Genomic DNA, 14,885 nt, shown 5'->3' with positions numbered 1-14,885 from the left:
TTATCGCGGGACTATCCCCAGGTGACTGGCATTTTGGTCATGCCGCGGAAGACCCAGCCGGCGTCGACGCTGACGGCCGAGGGATCCAAGCGCAAGTCCGGGATCCGTTCGAAGAGTGCGGGCATGGCGATCTGGGCAACCTGGGCTCGGGCGATCCACGTTCCGGCGCAGAAGTGCACGCCGCCGCCGAAACCCAGGTGCGGTTTCTTGGGGCGGAAGATATTGAAGGCCTCCGGGTCTTCGAATACCTCGGGGTCGCGGTTGGCTGCACCCAGCACCACGCCGAGCCGGGAGCCCTGGGGCAAGCTGACTCCCTCCAGCACCACATCCTGGGTGGTCTCGCGGGGGTACATGCCAATGGGCGCGACCCAGCGTACGGATTCTTCGAAGGCCGTCGCGTGCAGCTTGGGATTTTTCTTCACTGCTTCGAGCTGATCCGAGTGGTTCAGCAAGGCCCAGACGGTGGTGGCCAGCACGTCGCGTGGTTCGTTCAGTCCGCCTCCGATGGTCATTTTCAGGTTGGCCCGGATGGCTTCGAGCGGGATGGGTAGGGAAGCGAGTCCGGAGAGCAGGGAGTTGTCCGGGTTTTTGGCCAGGAGGGGCAGCATCTCGTCGATGGCCGCATCGACCTCGGCCGAGGAGGCTGCACTCTTGTCCCATACGTCTGGATCGTCGGCGTAGTTTCCGGTCCCGTCGATCATGGTCTGGCTCCAGCGCTGCAGGTCTTCCTGCGTGGCGTTGTGGAAACCGCAGATCAACCGGAGGTTCTCGGCGGTGTAGGGCGCCGCATAGTCCCAGACGAAATCGGCGCCGGGGCCTTTGGCAAGCAGCTCACCGAGGTACTTCTCGTTGTTGGCCGCGAAGATCTCGTTCCAGTGCTTCTTGATGGTGCCCGGACGCAGCGTGGAACCGTAGGAATCGCGGTCCACCTGGTGCTCGGGGTTGTCTTTGCGCAGCATCGAGTGTCCCATGGAACGCTTCATCAGGGAGTTTTTTTCGTCGGCGGAGAATCGGTCTTCGTCCTGTTCGATTTCGTGACAGGCGGCGTAGGAAGTCACCATGTAGCGGTTGACCGCCGGTACCCAGTGGACCGGCGACTCGGAGCGCATGCGCTGGTAAATCGGGAAGGGGTCCGCATACAGATCCGGGATGGTCACCCAGTCCGCCACGGGCGCTTCTACTCCGGCCGACGTCTGCGGCAGCCCAGGAACCACCGAATCCCGAAGGTTTTCCGAAGAGGGTGCGGGGGTTCCGGTGTCTCCGGAAAAGGGGCACGTGGCTGCGGGGGCATTGGTTGCGCTCATGGTTGTGGATCTCCTGAGATATCGGCCGACTACTTGCCCACCAGTGTGACCCAACACATAACATCGGGTAAAGTACGAGTTTCAGGGAAGTATCCACGGTTTTAGTGAGGTGTTGTGGCGCGGTTTACCTTGCGTCAGCTGGAATGCTTTGTTGCAGTTGGAGAGCACGGCTCCATCGCTGCGGCGGCAACCGCCATGCTGCTCTCGCCCTCGGCCATTACCGGGGCGCTTAATGAACTCGAGCGCGCCTTCAATTCCCAGCTGACCATCCGGCGCAAAGCCCACGGAGTTAGCCTGACCCCTTCGGGGCAGTACGTTTTGTCCCAAGCCAGGGGACTACTGCATGCGGCCACGGATCTGCAGGGCATGGCAGCCGACGCCGGCAGCACCCTGCGCGGCAAGGTCGCTGTTGGGTGCTATCTGTCCCTGGCTCCCACGCTGTTGACCGAACTCATGGCCGAGTACGGGACCCGGTACCCGGAAGTGGAACTGGACTTCTATGCTGGCACCCAGCAGGAAATCCATGAGCGGTTGCTCTCCGGCGAACTGGATCTGGCCATCGCCTATGAACTCACGCTCCCGTCCGGGTTGGCCCACAAGCGGTTGGGCGATGCCGTACCTGCGGTGGTGCTCCCGGCCGAGCATCGCTTGGCCGCACAGCCCCAAGTTGCCCTGGCCGAACTCGTCGATGAGCCGATGATCCTGCTCGATGTGAACCCGAGCCGCGAAAACACCGAAATGATGTTCTCCGCGGCAGGGCTCTCACCATGGATCCGATTCCGCACCACCGACTTCGAGGTGACTCGCTCAATGGTCGCTCGCGGCATGGGATACGCCATCCTGGTCCAACGGCCCGTCTCTGACTTGTCCTACGAGGGACGGTCGGTGGCGGTCCGGCGGATCCATCCGGCCACGCGCACCGTACCGATTTCCATGGTCTGGCAGGACGGTGTCAGGCTATCCAAAAGTGCGGAATCCATGCTCGAACTTGCCATCGAACTACACCGCTAAGAGACCCTCGCCTGCGACACCGTCGTGAGCACCGCAGCTTGCGCCACGATGTGGTCAAGAACGCAGGCCCAGGGCCATCGGGAATCACGGTGCTTGGAGGAGATAGCGCCGAAGCTGAAGTCCTCGTTGGGGGTGCCGAATCAAAGAGCTGTCGCGTGTAGCTGGATCCGCAGAAGCACACCCGTTTTTATCAGGATGGTGGCCGGCCGTGGGTGCGTATTTCTCGGCGCGGTGGCTGGGGCGCGGAGAACAGGGGTCAACCGCGGGTGAAGGTCATATGCGCGATGAGTGCTGCCTGGACCCGAGAAGAAACCCCCAGCTTGGCCATGACCCGTGAAACATGCGTTTTCACCGTAGTTTCGCTGATTCCGAGGTTTCTCCCGATCCGATGATTGGTCAGGCCTGCCCCGATCTCCCGGAGAACCTGCAACTCCCGGTCGGTGAGCACCTCATGCGGGTCGACGCCTTCAATGGCAGGTGGGTGCTCCGGTTTCGCTTCGATGGCCGCCTTCACGATCTGGGCGGTGACTTCAGGGGCAAGGACTTGGTCGCCATTGAGCACCGCACGCATGCCCGAAATGATGGCCTGCGGGGACGCACTCTTGAGCAGGAATCCCTGCGCGCCCGCAGCGAGGGCACCGAAAAGATATTCGTCGTGATCAAAGGTCGTGAGCACCAACACCTTGGACAGTTCCTCGGCGGTGATTTGCTTGGTTGCAGCGATCCCGTCCATCACTGGCATCCGCAGATCCATGAGCACGACATCTGGTTGCAGCTCGCGAGCCAGCTGGATCGCCATGGCACCGTTGTCGGCCTCCCCGACCACAGCGAACCCTTCGGTGGATTCAACGATCATGCGCATTCCCAATCTGACGGCCGTGTGGTCGTCAACGATCAAGACGTTGATCGTGCCCGGGGCAGATGGCCCAAATGCTTCGGCATCCTGCCGGGGTGACTTGTCGGTGTTCAATTTTTACCTTTGTTGACGCGTTCGGGGCTCTTCTGGGGACCTGGAATCGAGGCTTCACCCGGGCTTGCCGCATTCGGGAAGCTGGTGTGTAGGGGTAACAGCATGCATACGGCGAACGTATCGAGTTCCGTTGAGACACGGAAGGATCCACCCATTTCCTTGGTTCTTGCACGCATGCTCAGCAGCCCGGTGCCCGTCCCGCCGGCAGCTGCGGCTGTTTCCTGGGTCGAAGTTCGCGGAACAGTCGGATTCGAAGCCGAGAATTGCACCGATCCTTGGTGCAGTGCCAAGGAGATGGACAACTCGCCTTCGGGTGCGTGCTTGGAAAAGTTGATCAGGGTTTCGTTGATGCTCCGATAGATGGTTGCCTGGGTCAAAGCGTCCAGGGCCGCACCCGAGGCCGGCAGTGCGTTGGCGTACGAGACGTGGAGTCCGGAGTTGCTGAAGAGCTGGATCAGGGCAGGGATGTCGCGCAGCGATCCAGCTGGTTCGAGTGGATCCCCACGATGGAGCATGCGGATCATGGAGTTGAGTTCCTCGATGCCGTTGACGCTCTGGGTGCGGATCTCCTGCATCGCTCGGGACGCGAGCGCCGAGTTCTCCGGAACATTCAGCGATGCTCCGCTCTGCAATGCAATTGCTGAAAGCCTGGCCGAGAGCACATCGTGTACTTCGCGAGCCAGCGTGGTGCGCTCGGCCACCAGCAACCGTTCATACTCTGCACTTTGTGCTTCGGCACGAGCTGCGGCTGCCTCGGCCACCGCAGCAGCGGTCCGGGCTTCGCTGGAGGCCAGTTCACGGGCGTGACGAACATTTCCTGCCCATTGCGCGGGCATGAGCAGCACCATGGCGGACACTATGGCCAGGGTCACGGTGATGGCCGCTGAGCCGGTGACGAAGTACATCCCTATCGTCAGCAGCGCGGTCAATACCAAGGTGCCATGTTCCGTGAGCTTTGAGACCCGGGCACCGCCGAAAAGGACAAGCGTGAAGATGCATTCAAAGATCAGGAAGAATCCGCCAGTACTCCCGATCAGCAACAACGCCATGCCGGCAAGGGCCATGACTACTGAGCTGGTCAGGATCCTGGGTCCGCGCAGTGCAACAGCCGCGCAACCAACGGCCAACAGCAGTGGCCACCATGCGGCGAACCGCTGGAATCCCCAGAGCGCATCGTTGTTCATCGCCAGCGCATGCAACAGCCAGGTGATCCCGGCATAGCCCAGCGCCAAGGCGAGATCCTGTGGACGTATCCGCCCACGACGATCGGGTTCTATCGTCGGGGCCACGTTTGTTTCGGCTGGCACCCTCTCATCGTGGTACGCCCGGACGCTTTTACCAAGAGCGGATCGGCCGTGCGTCGCAAAGAACCCCCTTGTCTCGGCGGTTTCCTTGCCGCAGCGTCCTACGAAGGGATGACCCCTGATGCTCCGGACGCAGGACGAAAAGCGTCCCGATCCAAGGGAAGCTGGAAGCATGATGCTTGGAACTGCCGGACTATTCGCCTCCCTGGCCCTGCTGGCCCTGATCGATGCCACCAGTATCGGAACACTGGTGATACCGGTGTGGCTGGTGCTTCGTGCAAAAAAGCGCGGCGACCTGGGGTCGGCCGTCGCTTACCTCGCAGTCATCGGCGCCTTCTATTTGGCCGTTGGTCTGCTCATGCTCGGAGGGGTGAACCAGATCAACACCGGATTCACTGACGCACTCATGGGCTCGCCCGGCTTCCGCTGGGTGGTGCTTCTGCTCGGAGCAGGGATGATCGCCTGGTCGTTTAAGAAAAAACCGATCCTGAGTAAGCCGCTGGCGCCGAACCCGGTGACTGTCACCGGTGAGGTCCCCAGAGCCGGAAGTGGCGATGGATGGACGGCAGGCACCAGTGCCGGGCAGCCTGTTACAGCTCCGGCGGCGGAGGGTCGCTGGAGCCGCCGTCTGGACAAAGCACTCGACAGCAAATGGGGGATCGCAGTTCTGGGCGTCACGGCCGGACTGCTGGAGCTACCCACCATGCTCCCCTACCTTGCAGCCATTGGACTGCTAACTCAAAGCAATTACGCAATGCCCGTGCAAGCCGGGCTGCTGGTGGTTTACTGCCTGGTGATGCTGCTTCCGGGGTTTGTCGTCATCGGTGTCAGGGCGGTTGCGGGCCAACGGCTGCAAAGGTCCTTCGAACGACTGTCGGCATGGCTCACCAAATCATCAGCGGAAATGATGCCGTGGATCGTGGGTATCATCGGATTTTTGCTGGTGCGCTCATCGTTGACATTCCTGTTTCCCACGGCGGGCTGGAACCCGTTCAAATAAGACGGGGCACCCGTTCCCGGCGGCCGTAGAACACGACGCCTGGGGAACCCCGGGCAATGCTCGGGACCGTCCCCGGATGAAGCCGCGCCCCAGGGACGCTGAATCCGATTAAGCTAACAATCGTAATTCAGGCTTGGATACGATGACGCTCGCGCGGATTTGAGAGAATAAGACCATGGAACCCCTCGGAAGTAGCTCGGCCCCCGCGCAGGGCAAAAAAGTCACGATCAATGCATCCACCCTCTCGTTGGCCGTCATGGTCACGATCTTTCTGGTGGCAGTCGTTTTTGCGGCAAACCAGAACGACGTCATTGGCTGGTTGGTGGTCGTGATCTCGCTGGGTTGGCTGTTGCTTTCGGCATTCCTGGTCTTTGGTCTCAAACGTGGCGCGGCAAAAATGACCAGCCAGCTGAAGGCTGCCACCGCGGCCGCGGCATCGCAGGGCCGAAGCGGTCCCTCGGCGGGACCCGTGGTGTTGGACGAAGCCACCCGGAATCGCGATCTGAAACTTGATCATTCGTTCAAGATCGTCCAGGTGCAGGTCGGCGTCGTGAACGAATACCGTCTCAAGGAAGGCGAAGACGCCCAGGGCATGGTTGACCGCGCGTTGGAGACCATCGAAATCACGGCCTCCAACGCCCGTGACATGATGAAGCCCTCCGGCCGTGGCGAACCGATGACCGGCGAGGTCATCGACTAATTTCCGGTGCTACCGCCGGCTTGACGACACCCCGATGCCGGGACCGGCAAACCCTTGAACAACTATCTGTAAGCTGGATGGCGTGATACCTACCTCAGAAGAGATCCTGGCCAAGTCCGAGCGCGCGCTGCGCGTTGCCTCGGTGAATGTCAACGGCATCCGTGCTGCCTACAAACGCAACATGGCCGATTGGATCGCCGCTCGCGACGTGGATGTGCTGTGCCTGCAGGAAGTCCGCGCACCCGATGCGATCGTGCGCGAGCTGACCGGCGAGGGCTGGCACATTCTGCACGCCGAAGCCAAGGACAAGGGCCGCGCCGGAGTGGCGGTGCTTTCGCGCGCCGAGCCGACCGCCGTGCGCGGGGACATCGGCGAGGAATACTTCGCCGAATCCGGGCGCTGGGTGGAAGCGGACTTCACCATGGAAGACGGCAGCACGCTGTGCGTGGTCTCCGCCTACGTGCACTCCGGGGAGCTGAACACCCAGAAGCAGGTGGACAAGTACCGTTTCCTGGAGCGCATGAATGTGCGCCTGGTCGAGCTGAAGAACGAGAAGGACCACGTGCTGGTGGTGGGCGATTTGAACGTCGTGCACACCGAGAAGGACATCAAGAACTGGAAGCCGAACCACAATAAGCGCGCCGGCGTGATGGACGAGGAGATCGCCTACTTCGACGGGTTCTTCGGCGAGGACATTGGGTACAAGGACGTTGCACGCGAACTGGCCGGCCCCGAAGCCCAGGGTCCCTACACTTGGTGGTCCTTCCGCGGACAAGCCTTCGACAATAATGCTGGTTGGCGCATCGATTACCACATGGCCACCGCGCAGCTCACGGCGAAGGCCATCAAATCCCACGTAGACCGTGCCTCGGCCTACGATCTGCGCTTCTCCGACCACGCACCGTTGGTTATCGACTACCAGTTCTAAAGGACCACTTCATCCCATGAGCGAAACACTCGCCACCACCAACCGCCCGCGCGTCCTATCGGGCATGCAGCCCTCCGCGGACTCGCTGCACCTGGGCAACTACCTCGGTGCACTGGTCAACTGGGTCAAGGCCCAGGACGACTACGAGGCGTTCTTCTTCATCCCCGATATGCACGCGATCACCGTGCCGCAGGAGCCGGCCGAGCTGCGCAACCGCACCCGGGTCACCGCAGCCCAGTACATTGCCGGCGGCATCGACCTTCAGAAGTCAACGCTCTTCGTCCAGTCACAGGTCCCCGAGCATGCTCAGCTGGCTTGGGTATTCAACTGCATCACCGGCTTCGGAGAGGCCAGCCGGATGACTCAGTTCAAGGACAAGAGCTCCAAGGGCGGTGCGGACGTCGCATCGGTGGGACTATTCACCTACCCCGTGCTGATGGCCGCCGACATCCTGCTCTACCAGCCCCAGGGTGTCCCGGTGGGCGATGACCAGCGCCAGCACGTGGAGCTGGCCAGGGACCTGGCCAACCGCTTCAACCACCGTTTCGGTGAGACCTTTGTGGTCCCGGAGGCCTTCATCCAGAAGGAGGGGGCGCGCATCTACGATCTGCAGAACCCCACCTCGAAGATGTCCAAATCCGCGGCCAGCCCCAACGGCCTGATCAATGTGCTTGACGAGCCGAAGCTTGTGGCCAAGCGCATCAAATCCGCCGTCACCGACGATGACACGGTGGTGGCGCACGACCGAGCCAATAAGCCCGGGGTCACCAACCTGCTAGAAATTCTCTCGGCCGTCACCGGGACCGCTGTCCCCGTCCTAGTCAACGAGTTTGAGGGCAAAATGTACGGGCACCTGAAGGTTGCCGTTGCCGATGCGGTGGTCGAGGCCCTGACCCCGGTGCGCACCAGAACGCTGGAACTGCTCGAAGACCCGGCGGAACTGGATTCGATCCTTGCCGCCGGCGCACTCAAGGCCCGCGAGGTGGCCTCGAAGACCCTGGCCGATGTCTACGAACGCGTTGGCTTCATGGCACCGCTGGGTGGGATCCGCTAAGTATGGTCTCAAAAGCGGGGGAGGAGACCCAAGGGGCCGTTGCGCAGGCAACGGCGCTGGGGGTCGTCATTCAGCTACCCTCCCCGCTTGATGCGACCCTGCGCGAATGGCGCAGGCGTTATGGCGGGCAGGCCGCAGCGGCCATCGCCCCGCACATCACCTTGGTCTCCGGTTCCACCACCGATTGGGACTCCGCGGTCCGGCATGTGCGCAAGGTCGCCGCACACATGCCCGTTTTCCGGGTTGGAATCCGTGGCACCGGAACCTTTAGGCCCATCTCCCCGGTGGTGTTCATGAACGTCATCGAAGGGGCGCAGGCCTGCGGCCGACTGCATGATGCGTTGGTCGATGGACCGTTGCGGCACGAGCTCAGCTATGGATACCACCCGCACCTGACCATCGCGCACGAGGTCGAGGATTCCATCATGGACTTGGCCCAGGAAGAGCTCAGCGGCGAATCCATGACCTTTCCCGTGGACTCTATCGGACTCTTTGGTACTGATTCCGCCGGCGCCTGGTCGCTTCGCGAGGAGTTGGAACTTGGCGGGCCGACGAGCTAAGCGGCCCCGCACGGTGCTTTCGACGGCGTCCGGGGCCGCGTCGCCGGATGTCGCCGCAGAGTCCTCGGTTGATCGAGTCGCCTCTGAACTTGGCACCCGCGCACCCGGCCTGGTGGCCCGACGCTTTATCGGTGCCCCGGTCGATGCCCCGGCTTCCCCGCTTGACCCGCGGGCACTTCATGCTTTCATCAGGGTCAAGACCCAGGAACTCTATGTGGCCCGAGCCACGGGCACGCCTTGGCAACGGCTGAAGGCATTCTTCATCATGCTAACCGCCATGTTTTATGCGCTGTACCCGATGCGGGTGTGGAACCTGTATGTCAGGCGCCGCGGGCCGCTGTTGGCTGCCGGGGGTGCCTACCGGATGTTCTTCTCCATTGCGGCGATGCTCGTGGCAGGTTTTGCGCTGCTGGGCATGTTCGTCTACGACAACCCGGTGTTGCGCGACGGGATCATCGAAATGGTCGCCGCGAGCACGCCGGGGCTCATCGACACCGGGCAGGGCGGATTGGCCAAGCCCGAAGACCTGCTGGGACTCGGCGGCTTCGGGGCGACCTTGGCCATTTCCCTGGGCGCCCTGGTCTTCACCTCCTTGGGATGGTTGACGGGTCTGCGCGAGGGCATCCGCACAGTCTTCGGTCTGCACCGCGACAGGTCCAATCCGGTCATCTCCAAGCTACGTGATGCGCTGCTGTTGCTGGTACTTGCCGTGGCGCTGGTGGTATCCAGCGGGCTGGCAGTGGTTTCTTCTTCGATGATCGACTCGCTGGGGCACTTGTTGAACTTGGATGGCTGGTGGACCAGCGCGCTGAGCCGGATCGGTTTCATCGTGGCCATGTTTGCCCTGGACTGCGCGACGGCCTGGGTGCTGCTGCGGGTGGCCTCACGGGTCACTGTCATTGCCGGGGGACTGGTTGCCGGTGTGCTGCTGGCGGGCGCCGGAGCCACGATCCTGCGCTTCCTCTCGGCGACCTTGTTGGCGTCACTGAGCAACAATGTGGTGCTGGCGCCGTTCGCGGTGATCCTGGGGCTCTTTGTGTGGTTCAACCTGCTGAGCCAGACCTACCTGCTCTCCGCTGCCATCGTGGCCGTGCGTTCCGCCGACGTCGAACGCGTGCGCGCCCAGAAACAGGAGAGATCCGTCGGCGGGAAACGTCGGCGGGCCTGAGCAGGAGAGCCGAACCTCCGTCGCCGGTTCTGCCGTGGGGACATCTAACGCGCAGAAATTGCTCGCTTGTACGGGAGGATTTCTCGTTCTCGGCGTTCCTCGCAGATTTCCCGGACAACCTCATCGAGAGGTTTCTCCTCGCGAGCTTTCTGAGCGGCTTCCCTGGCCCGAATGACTTCTTCAGAAAGGCGGATCTTGCTCATGCGGTGCTCCTTGTCGATTGGATCAAGCTTGTCCCTGGAAAAGCCGTGGAGATCGCAGATCGGAAGGATCTCGACCTGCATGCGGTGGAGAACACAGAATTCTCACTAGAACTCAACGGGCACTTGTCAACACGTGGTTAACCCCAATGCCGTTTACTTAGCTTTTGTCACTTTCTTGACCGGCCATTTGGACATCTTCCGCTTGACGACGCGGAGGACGTTGCGATGTCTGCGTGGGGGCAGGAGTTCGTGGAGTATTTCTTGGCAAAAAATGACGAAGGTTTCAGCCAGCTTCCGAGGGGGAAAAAGCCGGGCGCCCGGCCAATGATCGCCGTGCGGCCCGGAGGGTGCGTTTGAAGGAGAACTTCAGGGGGTCTTCGTCGAATTCGTGGGCGACAGTGCCGATCAGGGACCGGATCGCGTAGTGCGTGCACAGATGCCCATAGATTTCCTGCAGCACCCCGTCGGGTGTTTTGGAGCGCAGCACGTTGCCGGGGCCGCGTTGGTGGGTTTTAAGTTCACCGAAGCTTGACTCGATTTCCCAGCGTTTGGCATAAAGATCGGCCAGATCCTCGGCCGGGGCCAACACGGGGTCCAGCAGGGAGGTAATCAGCCGGAAACTGCTGACCGTCTCACCCCCATCCGTCGGGGTGGTGACCTCGTACTCGATGACCCGCACCGGGATCCCCGCGGTCTTCTTGGCCCGGTCCTTGCTGCTTGGATACACCGCCGAGCGGTAGGACCCGTCCCCAAGTTCCTCCATGCTCGGCAGGACGCTGTTGGCTTTCATCCGCCACAACAGCTCCACTCCCGTCGCGATGCTGTCCTTCCATCCCTGATAGGAGAAGAAGCCCCGGTCCGAGGTCAACAGCATGCCCTCGGCCAGGTCCGCCAGCAGCCCCGGATACATGTCATGTTCGGAGGTGTTGTGGCTGGCGACCACGGTGGAGAAAGCCGCATGGGTGCCGCATTCCACCAAGCCCAGCAGTCGCGCCTGCGGGAAGGCGCTCTTGAACTGAGTTTTCGTCCCGGGCCGCCCGTAGGCCTTTTCGTTCGCCGGGGTATCGGCCAGATCCATGGTCGTCCCATCCACGGCCACCAGCCGCCAATCCTTGTAGAACCCGTTGCCTCCCGGGGCGGCGAAGGGTTGGGCGACCTCGGCGAACAACTCAATCATCACCGCGGAACCCAGCCGGTTCCTTGCCTTGTAGATCGCCGCTTTCGTCGGCATCGTCCACTCACGGAACCGACCGGTGATCCATTCCATCCCGGCCAACAGCGAGCGCATGACCTCCTCGTAGGACCCGCTCGAAAACAGGGCCAGGGCCATCACGTAGTAGACCATCAGCCGTGAGGGCAGCAATCGGGTTCGCTGCTCCATGGTGCCGGTGCGCTCGATCACCGCATCCACGACCCCGGGCGGGAACGCCTTCGTCAATACGCCCAGGGAGACGTGGTCAGTCAATCGTTCGGGACCCTCGGGGGTCACCCATCCGCTACGTGCCATGCCGAAAGATTAACACATCTCGTCTAAGTAAACGGCATTGTGGTTAACCCAGTGTGGTCCGGTTTCCCCGAAGGGAAACCGGACCACGGCACTGCTTGGCTTGAACTAGATCGAGCGAGCCAAAATGGCCTGCTTGACCTCGGCAATTGCCTGGGTCACCTGGATACCACGCGGGCATGCTTCGGTGCAGTTGAAGGTCGTACGGCAACGCCATACGCCTTCCTTGTCGTTGAGGACCTCAAGACGCATGTCCCCTGCATCATCGCGCGAGTCGAAGATGAAGCGGTGTGCGTTCACGATGGCCGCCGGGCCGAAGTACTGACCGTCGGTCCAGAACACCGGGCAGGACGAGGTGCACGCGGCGCAGAGGATGCACTTGGTGGTGTCCTCGAACTTGGCGTGGTCCTCTGCCGACTGGTAGCGCTCCGCCGAGGGCTCGTGGCCCTTGTTGATCAAAAACGGCATGATCTCGCGGTAGGACTGGAAGAACGGCTCCATGTCAACGATGAGGTCCTTTTCAAGGGGCAGGCCCTTGATGGCTTCAACGGTGATTGGCTTGGAGTGGTCCAGGTCCTTGAGCAGGGTCTTGCAGGCCAGACGGTTGCGACCGTTGATGCGCATGGCATCGGAGCCGCAAACGCCGTGGGCGCAGGAGCGGCGGAAGGACAGCGAACCGTCGTGGTCCCACTTGACCTTGTGCAGGGCGTCCAGCACGCGGTCGGTGCCGTACATGGTCAGCTCAAAGTCTTCCCAGTAGGCGTCTGCGGTGGTCTCCGGCAGGTACCGGCGAACACGCAAGGTGATGTTGAACTGCGGGATTTCTCCGCCGCCGCCAACGCCTGGCTTCAGCTCAATCTTCGATGCTGGTTCCGGAAGTTCCGTGCTCATTAGTACTTACGCTCCATCGGCTGGTAACGGGTGAAGATAACGGGCTTGGTTTCCATGCGGATGCCGGGAATGCCCTCGGTGGTGGCCGTTGCGTCGCGGTAGGACATCGAGTGCTTCATGAAGTTCTCGTCGTCGCGATCCGGGAAGTCCTCGCGGTAGTGGCCACCACGGGATTCCTTGCGGTGCATGGCGGCGGCGGTCATGACTTCGGCCATGTCCAGCAGGAAGCCCAGTTCGATGGCTTCGAGCAGGTCGAGGTTGAAGCGCTTGCCCTTGTCCTGCACTGCAACGTTCTTGTAGCGTTCGCGCAGATCTTCGATGACCCCAAGTGCACGGGTCAGTGAATCCTTGTCGCGGAACACCTGGACGTTGGCATCCATGATGTCCTGCAGTTCCTTGCGCAGCACTGCAACGCGCTCGGTACCGGTGGAATTGATCATGGACTCGATCTGGTTGGCGGTGAACGCCTCCGGATCCTCGGGAAGATCAACATACTCGGCGTCCAGGGCGTACTTGGCCGCGGAGATGCCTGCGCGCTTGCCGAACACGTTGATGTCCAGCAGCGAGTTGGTACCCAGGCGGTTGGAGCCGTGCACCGAAACGCAGGCTACCTCGCCGGCGGCGAAGAGGCCCGGGATCACGGTGTCGTTGTCCTGTAGGACCTCGGCATCGATGTTGGTCGGGACCCCGCCCATGATGTAGTGGGCGGTCGGGAACACCGGCACCGGCTCGGTGTACGGCTCGACACCCAGGTAGGTGCGAGCGAACTCGGTGATGTCCGGGAGCTTGGCATCGATGTGTGCCGGCTCCAGGTGGGTCAGGTCCAACAGGACGTAGTCCTTGTTTGGTCCACAACCGCGGCCTTCGCGCACCTCGTTGGCCATCGACCGGGCGACAATGTCACGCGGCGCGAGGTCCTTAATGGTGGGAGCGTAGCGCTCCATGAAGCGTTCACCCTCGGAGTTTCGCAGGATGGCGCCTTCGCCACGTGCTGCCTCGGAGAGCAAGATGCCCAGGCCGGCCAGGCCGGTCGGGTGGAACTGGACGAACTCCATGTCCTCCAGCGGGATGCCCTTGCGGAAGGCGATGCCCATGCCGTCACCGGTGAGGGTGTGGGCGTTGGAGGTGGTCTTGAAGACCTTGCCGGCACCGCCGGTGGCGAAGATGACGGACTTGGCCTGGAAGATGTGCAGTTCTCCGGTGGCCAGGTCATAGGAAACCACGCCGGCAACGCGCTTCTGCTTGTAGGCGGTGCCGTCCTCGCGGAAGGCATCCTCCTCAACCATGAGCATGTCCAGGACGTAGAACTCGTTGTAGAACTCGACGTTGTGCTTGACGCAGTTTTGGTACAGCGTCTGCAGGATCATGTGACCGGTGCGGTCAGCTGCGTAGCAGGCGCGGCGCACGGCGGCCTTGCCGTGGTCGCGGGTGTGGCCGCCGAAGCGACGCTGGTCGATCTTGCCTTCGGGGGTTCGGTTGAACGGAAGGCCCATCTTTTCCAGGTCGAGCACCGCGTCAATGGCTTCCTTCGCCATGATCTCGGCCGCGTCCTGGTCAACCAGGTAGTCGCCACCCTTGACAGTGTCAAAGGTGTGCCATTCCCAGTTGTCTTCTTCTACGTTGGCCAATGCTGCACACATGCCACCCTGCGCCGCACCAGTGTGCGAACGCGTTGGGTAAAGCTTGGTGAGAACGGCCGTACGTGCGCGCTGGCCGGATTCGATGGCTGCGCGCATGCCTGCGCCGCCAGCTCCGACGATCACGACGTCGTACTTGTGTACCTGCATACCTGATGCTCTCTTTTCTTGAATTCTTTGCTTCGGCGAACGGGGACCGAAGATTACTTGCAGGCCGCGATGGTGTTACCGGCGATGCAAGGATCGAAGGTGAAGATCACCATGGTGCCCAGAAGGACGATGACGACGGTGGCAACGTAGAGGATGCCCTTGAGCCACACGCGGGTGGCAGGCTTCTCGGCGTAGTCGTTGATGATGGTGCGCACACCGTTGGTGCCGTGCAACATCGCCAGCCACAGCATGGCCAGGTCCCAGAACATCCAGACCGGATCGGCCCACTTGCCGGCAACAAAGCCGAAGTCGATGGCGGTGATGCCGTCGCCGACCATCAGGTTGGCAAAGAGGTGCCCGAAGATCAGTACGACCAGCGCGACGCCGGAGAGACGCATGAAGAGCCATGCGACCATTTCGAAGCTGCCGCGAGACTTGCGCGCGCGAACATACTTCGGGTCGAGTCGTTGGCTGCGAGGTGCAGCGATATCAGCCGACATG

The 14,885-nt window shown here is 61.9% G+C and carries 15 protein-coding genes; 7 read left to right on the top strand and 8 right to left on the bottom strand.

Features of this window, described 5'->3' with window-relative positions:
• Positions 1-11: 11 nt before the first annotated feature.
• A complete protein-coding gene (locus ADIAG_RS07160) occupies positions 12-1,304 on the bottom strand; it encodes a cytochrome P450 (protein ID WP_007270669.1) in 1,293 nt (430 codons plus the stop codon).
• Between the two features lie 114 nt (positions 1,305-1,418).
• Between ADIAG_RS07160 and ADIAG_RS07155 the strand changes: the two genes are divergently transcribed.
• Positions 1,419-2,315 carry a LysR family transcriptional regulator gene (locus ADIAG_RS07155; protein ID WP_007270668.1) on the top strand — a complete coding sequence of 299 codons (897 nt, stop codon included), beginning with the start codon at positions 1,419-1,421 and terminating at the stop codon, positions 2,313-2,315.
• Between the two features lie 256 nt (positions 2,316-2,571).
• On the opposite strand, the gene ADIAG_RS07150 is transcribed toward ADIAG_RS07155, so the two are convergent.
• Together ADIAG_RS07150 and ADIAG_RS07145 are read right to left on the bottom strand one after the other, a co-directional pair.
• On the bottom strand, positions 2,572-3,285 hold the full coding sequence (locus tag ADIAG_RS07150) for a response regulator (protein WP_007270667.1): 714 nt from the start codon (positions 3,283-3,285) through the stop codon (positions 2,572-2,574).
• Positions 3,282-4,517 (bottom strand): sensor histidine kinase, encoded by a 1,236-nt coding sequence (locus ADIAG_RS07145; protein ID WP_007270666.1) that lies wholly within the window; start codon positions 4,515-4,517, stop codon positions 3,282-3,284. The genes ADIAG_RS07150 and ADIAG_RS07145 overlap by 4 nt, the downstream gene beginning before the upstream one ends.
• A gap of 244 nt (positions 4,518-4,761) precedes the next feature.
• On the opposite strand from ADIAG_RS07145, the gene ADIAG_RS07140 reads away from it, so the two are divergent.
• The 6 genes from ADIAG_RS07140 (at position 4,762) to ADIAG_RS07115 (ending at position 9,999) form a co-directional block, all read left to right on the top strand.
• Positions 4,762-5,589 (top strand): GAP family protein, encoded by an 828-nt coding sequence (locus ADIAG_RS07140; protein ID WP_007270665.1) that lies wholly within the window; start codon positions 4,762-4,764, stop codon positions 5,587-5,589.
• Between the two features lie 175 nt (positions 5,590-5,764).
• The gene (locus tag ADIAG_RS07135) at positions 5,765-6,289 is read left to right on the top strand and encodes a hypothetical protein (protein WP_007270664.1); all 525 of its coding nucleotides are present in this window, start codon (positions 5,765-5,767) and stop codon (positions 6,287-6,289) included.
• A gap of 82 nt (positions 6,290-6,371) precedes the next feature.
• Positions 6,372-7,217, top strand: a complete 846-nt coding sequence (locus ADIAG_RS07130) for an exodeoxyribonuclease III (protein WP_007270663.1) — start codon at positions 6,372-6,374, stop codon at positions 7,215-7,217.
• 16 nt (positions 7,218-7,233) lie between these two features.
• The gene (gene trpS / locus ADIAG_RS07125) at positions 7,234-8,271 is read left to right on the top strand and encodes a tryptophan--tRNA ligase (protein ID WP_007270662.1); all 1,038 of its coding nucleotides are present in this window, start codon (positions 7,234-7,236) and stop codon (positions 8,269-8,271) included.
• Between the two features lie 2 nt (positions 8,272-8,273).
• Positions 8,274-8,831: a 2'-5' RNA ligase family protein gene (locus tag ADIAG_RS07120; RefSeq protein ID WP_007270661.1), complete on the top strand. Its 558-nt coding sequence runs from the start codon at positions 8,274-8,276 to the stop codon at positions 8,829-8,831.
• Positions 8,812-9,999 carry a YihY/virulence factor BrkB family protein gene (locus ADIAG_RS07115; RefSeq protein ID WP_007270660.1) on the top strand — a complete coding sequence of 396 codons (1,188 nt, stop codon included), beginning with the start codon at positions 8,812-8,814 and terminating at the stop codon, positions 9,997-9,999. Before ADIAG_RS07120 ends, ADIAG_RS07115 begins: the two co-directional genes overlap by 20 nt.
• Before the next feature lie 44 nt (positions 10,000-10,043).
• Here the strand turns inward: ADIAG_RS07115 and ADIAG_RS21605 are convergent, their stop codons facing one another.
• From ADIAG_RS21605 to ADIAG_RS07090, 5 genes are all read right to left on the bottom strand, one after another.
• Positions 10,044-10,202 carry a hypothetical protein gene (locus ADIAG_RS21605; RefSeq protein ID WP_161623946.1) on the bottom strand — a complete coding sequence of 53 codons (159 nt, stop codon included), beginning with the start codon at positions 10,200-10,202 and terminating at the stop codon, positions 10,044-10,046.
• 283 nt (positions 10,203-10,485) lie between these two features.
• Positions 10,486-11,709, bottom strand: coding sequence for an IS4 family transposase (locus tag ADIAG_RS07105; protein WP_007270658.1), 1,224 nt, complete (start codon positions 11,707-11,709; stop codon positions 10,486-10,488).
• Positions 11,710-11,814: 105 nt separating this feature from the next.
• Positions 11,815-12,597, bottom strand: a complete 783-nt coding sequence (locus ADIAG_RS07100; protein WP_007270657.1) for a succinate dehydrogenase iron-sulfur subunit — start codon at positions 12,595-12,597, stop codon at positions 11,815-11,817.
• On the bottom strand, positions 12,597-14,384 hold the full coding sequence (gene sdhA / locus ADIAG_RS07095) for a succinate dehydrogenase flavoprotein subunit (RefSeq protein ID WP_007270656.1): 1,788 nt from the start codon (positions 14,382-14,384) through the stop codon (positions 12,597-12,599). The genes ADIAG_RS07100 and sdhA overlap by 1 nt, the downstream gene beginning before the upstream one ends.
• Positions 14,385-14,437: 53 nt before the next feature.
• Positions 14,438-14,884, bottom strand: coding sequence for a succinate dehydrogenase hydrophobic membrane anchor subunit (locus ADIAG_RS07090; RefSeq protein WP_007270655.1), 447 nt, complete (start codon positions 14,882-14,884; stop codon positions 14,438-14,440).
• Position 14,885: the final 1 nt, after the last annotated feature.

Source organism: Paeniglutamicibacter gangotriensis Lz1y (assembly GCF_000348945.1).
GTDB lineage: Bacteria > Actinomycetota > Actinomycetes > Actinomycetales > Micrococcaceae > Paeniglutamicibacter > Paeniglutamicibacter gangotriensis.
Note: the sequence above shows the minus strand (reverse complement) of the source record. Positions and strands in the feature narration are given on the sequence as shown.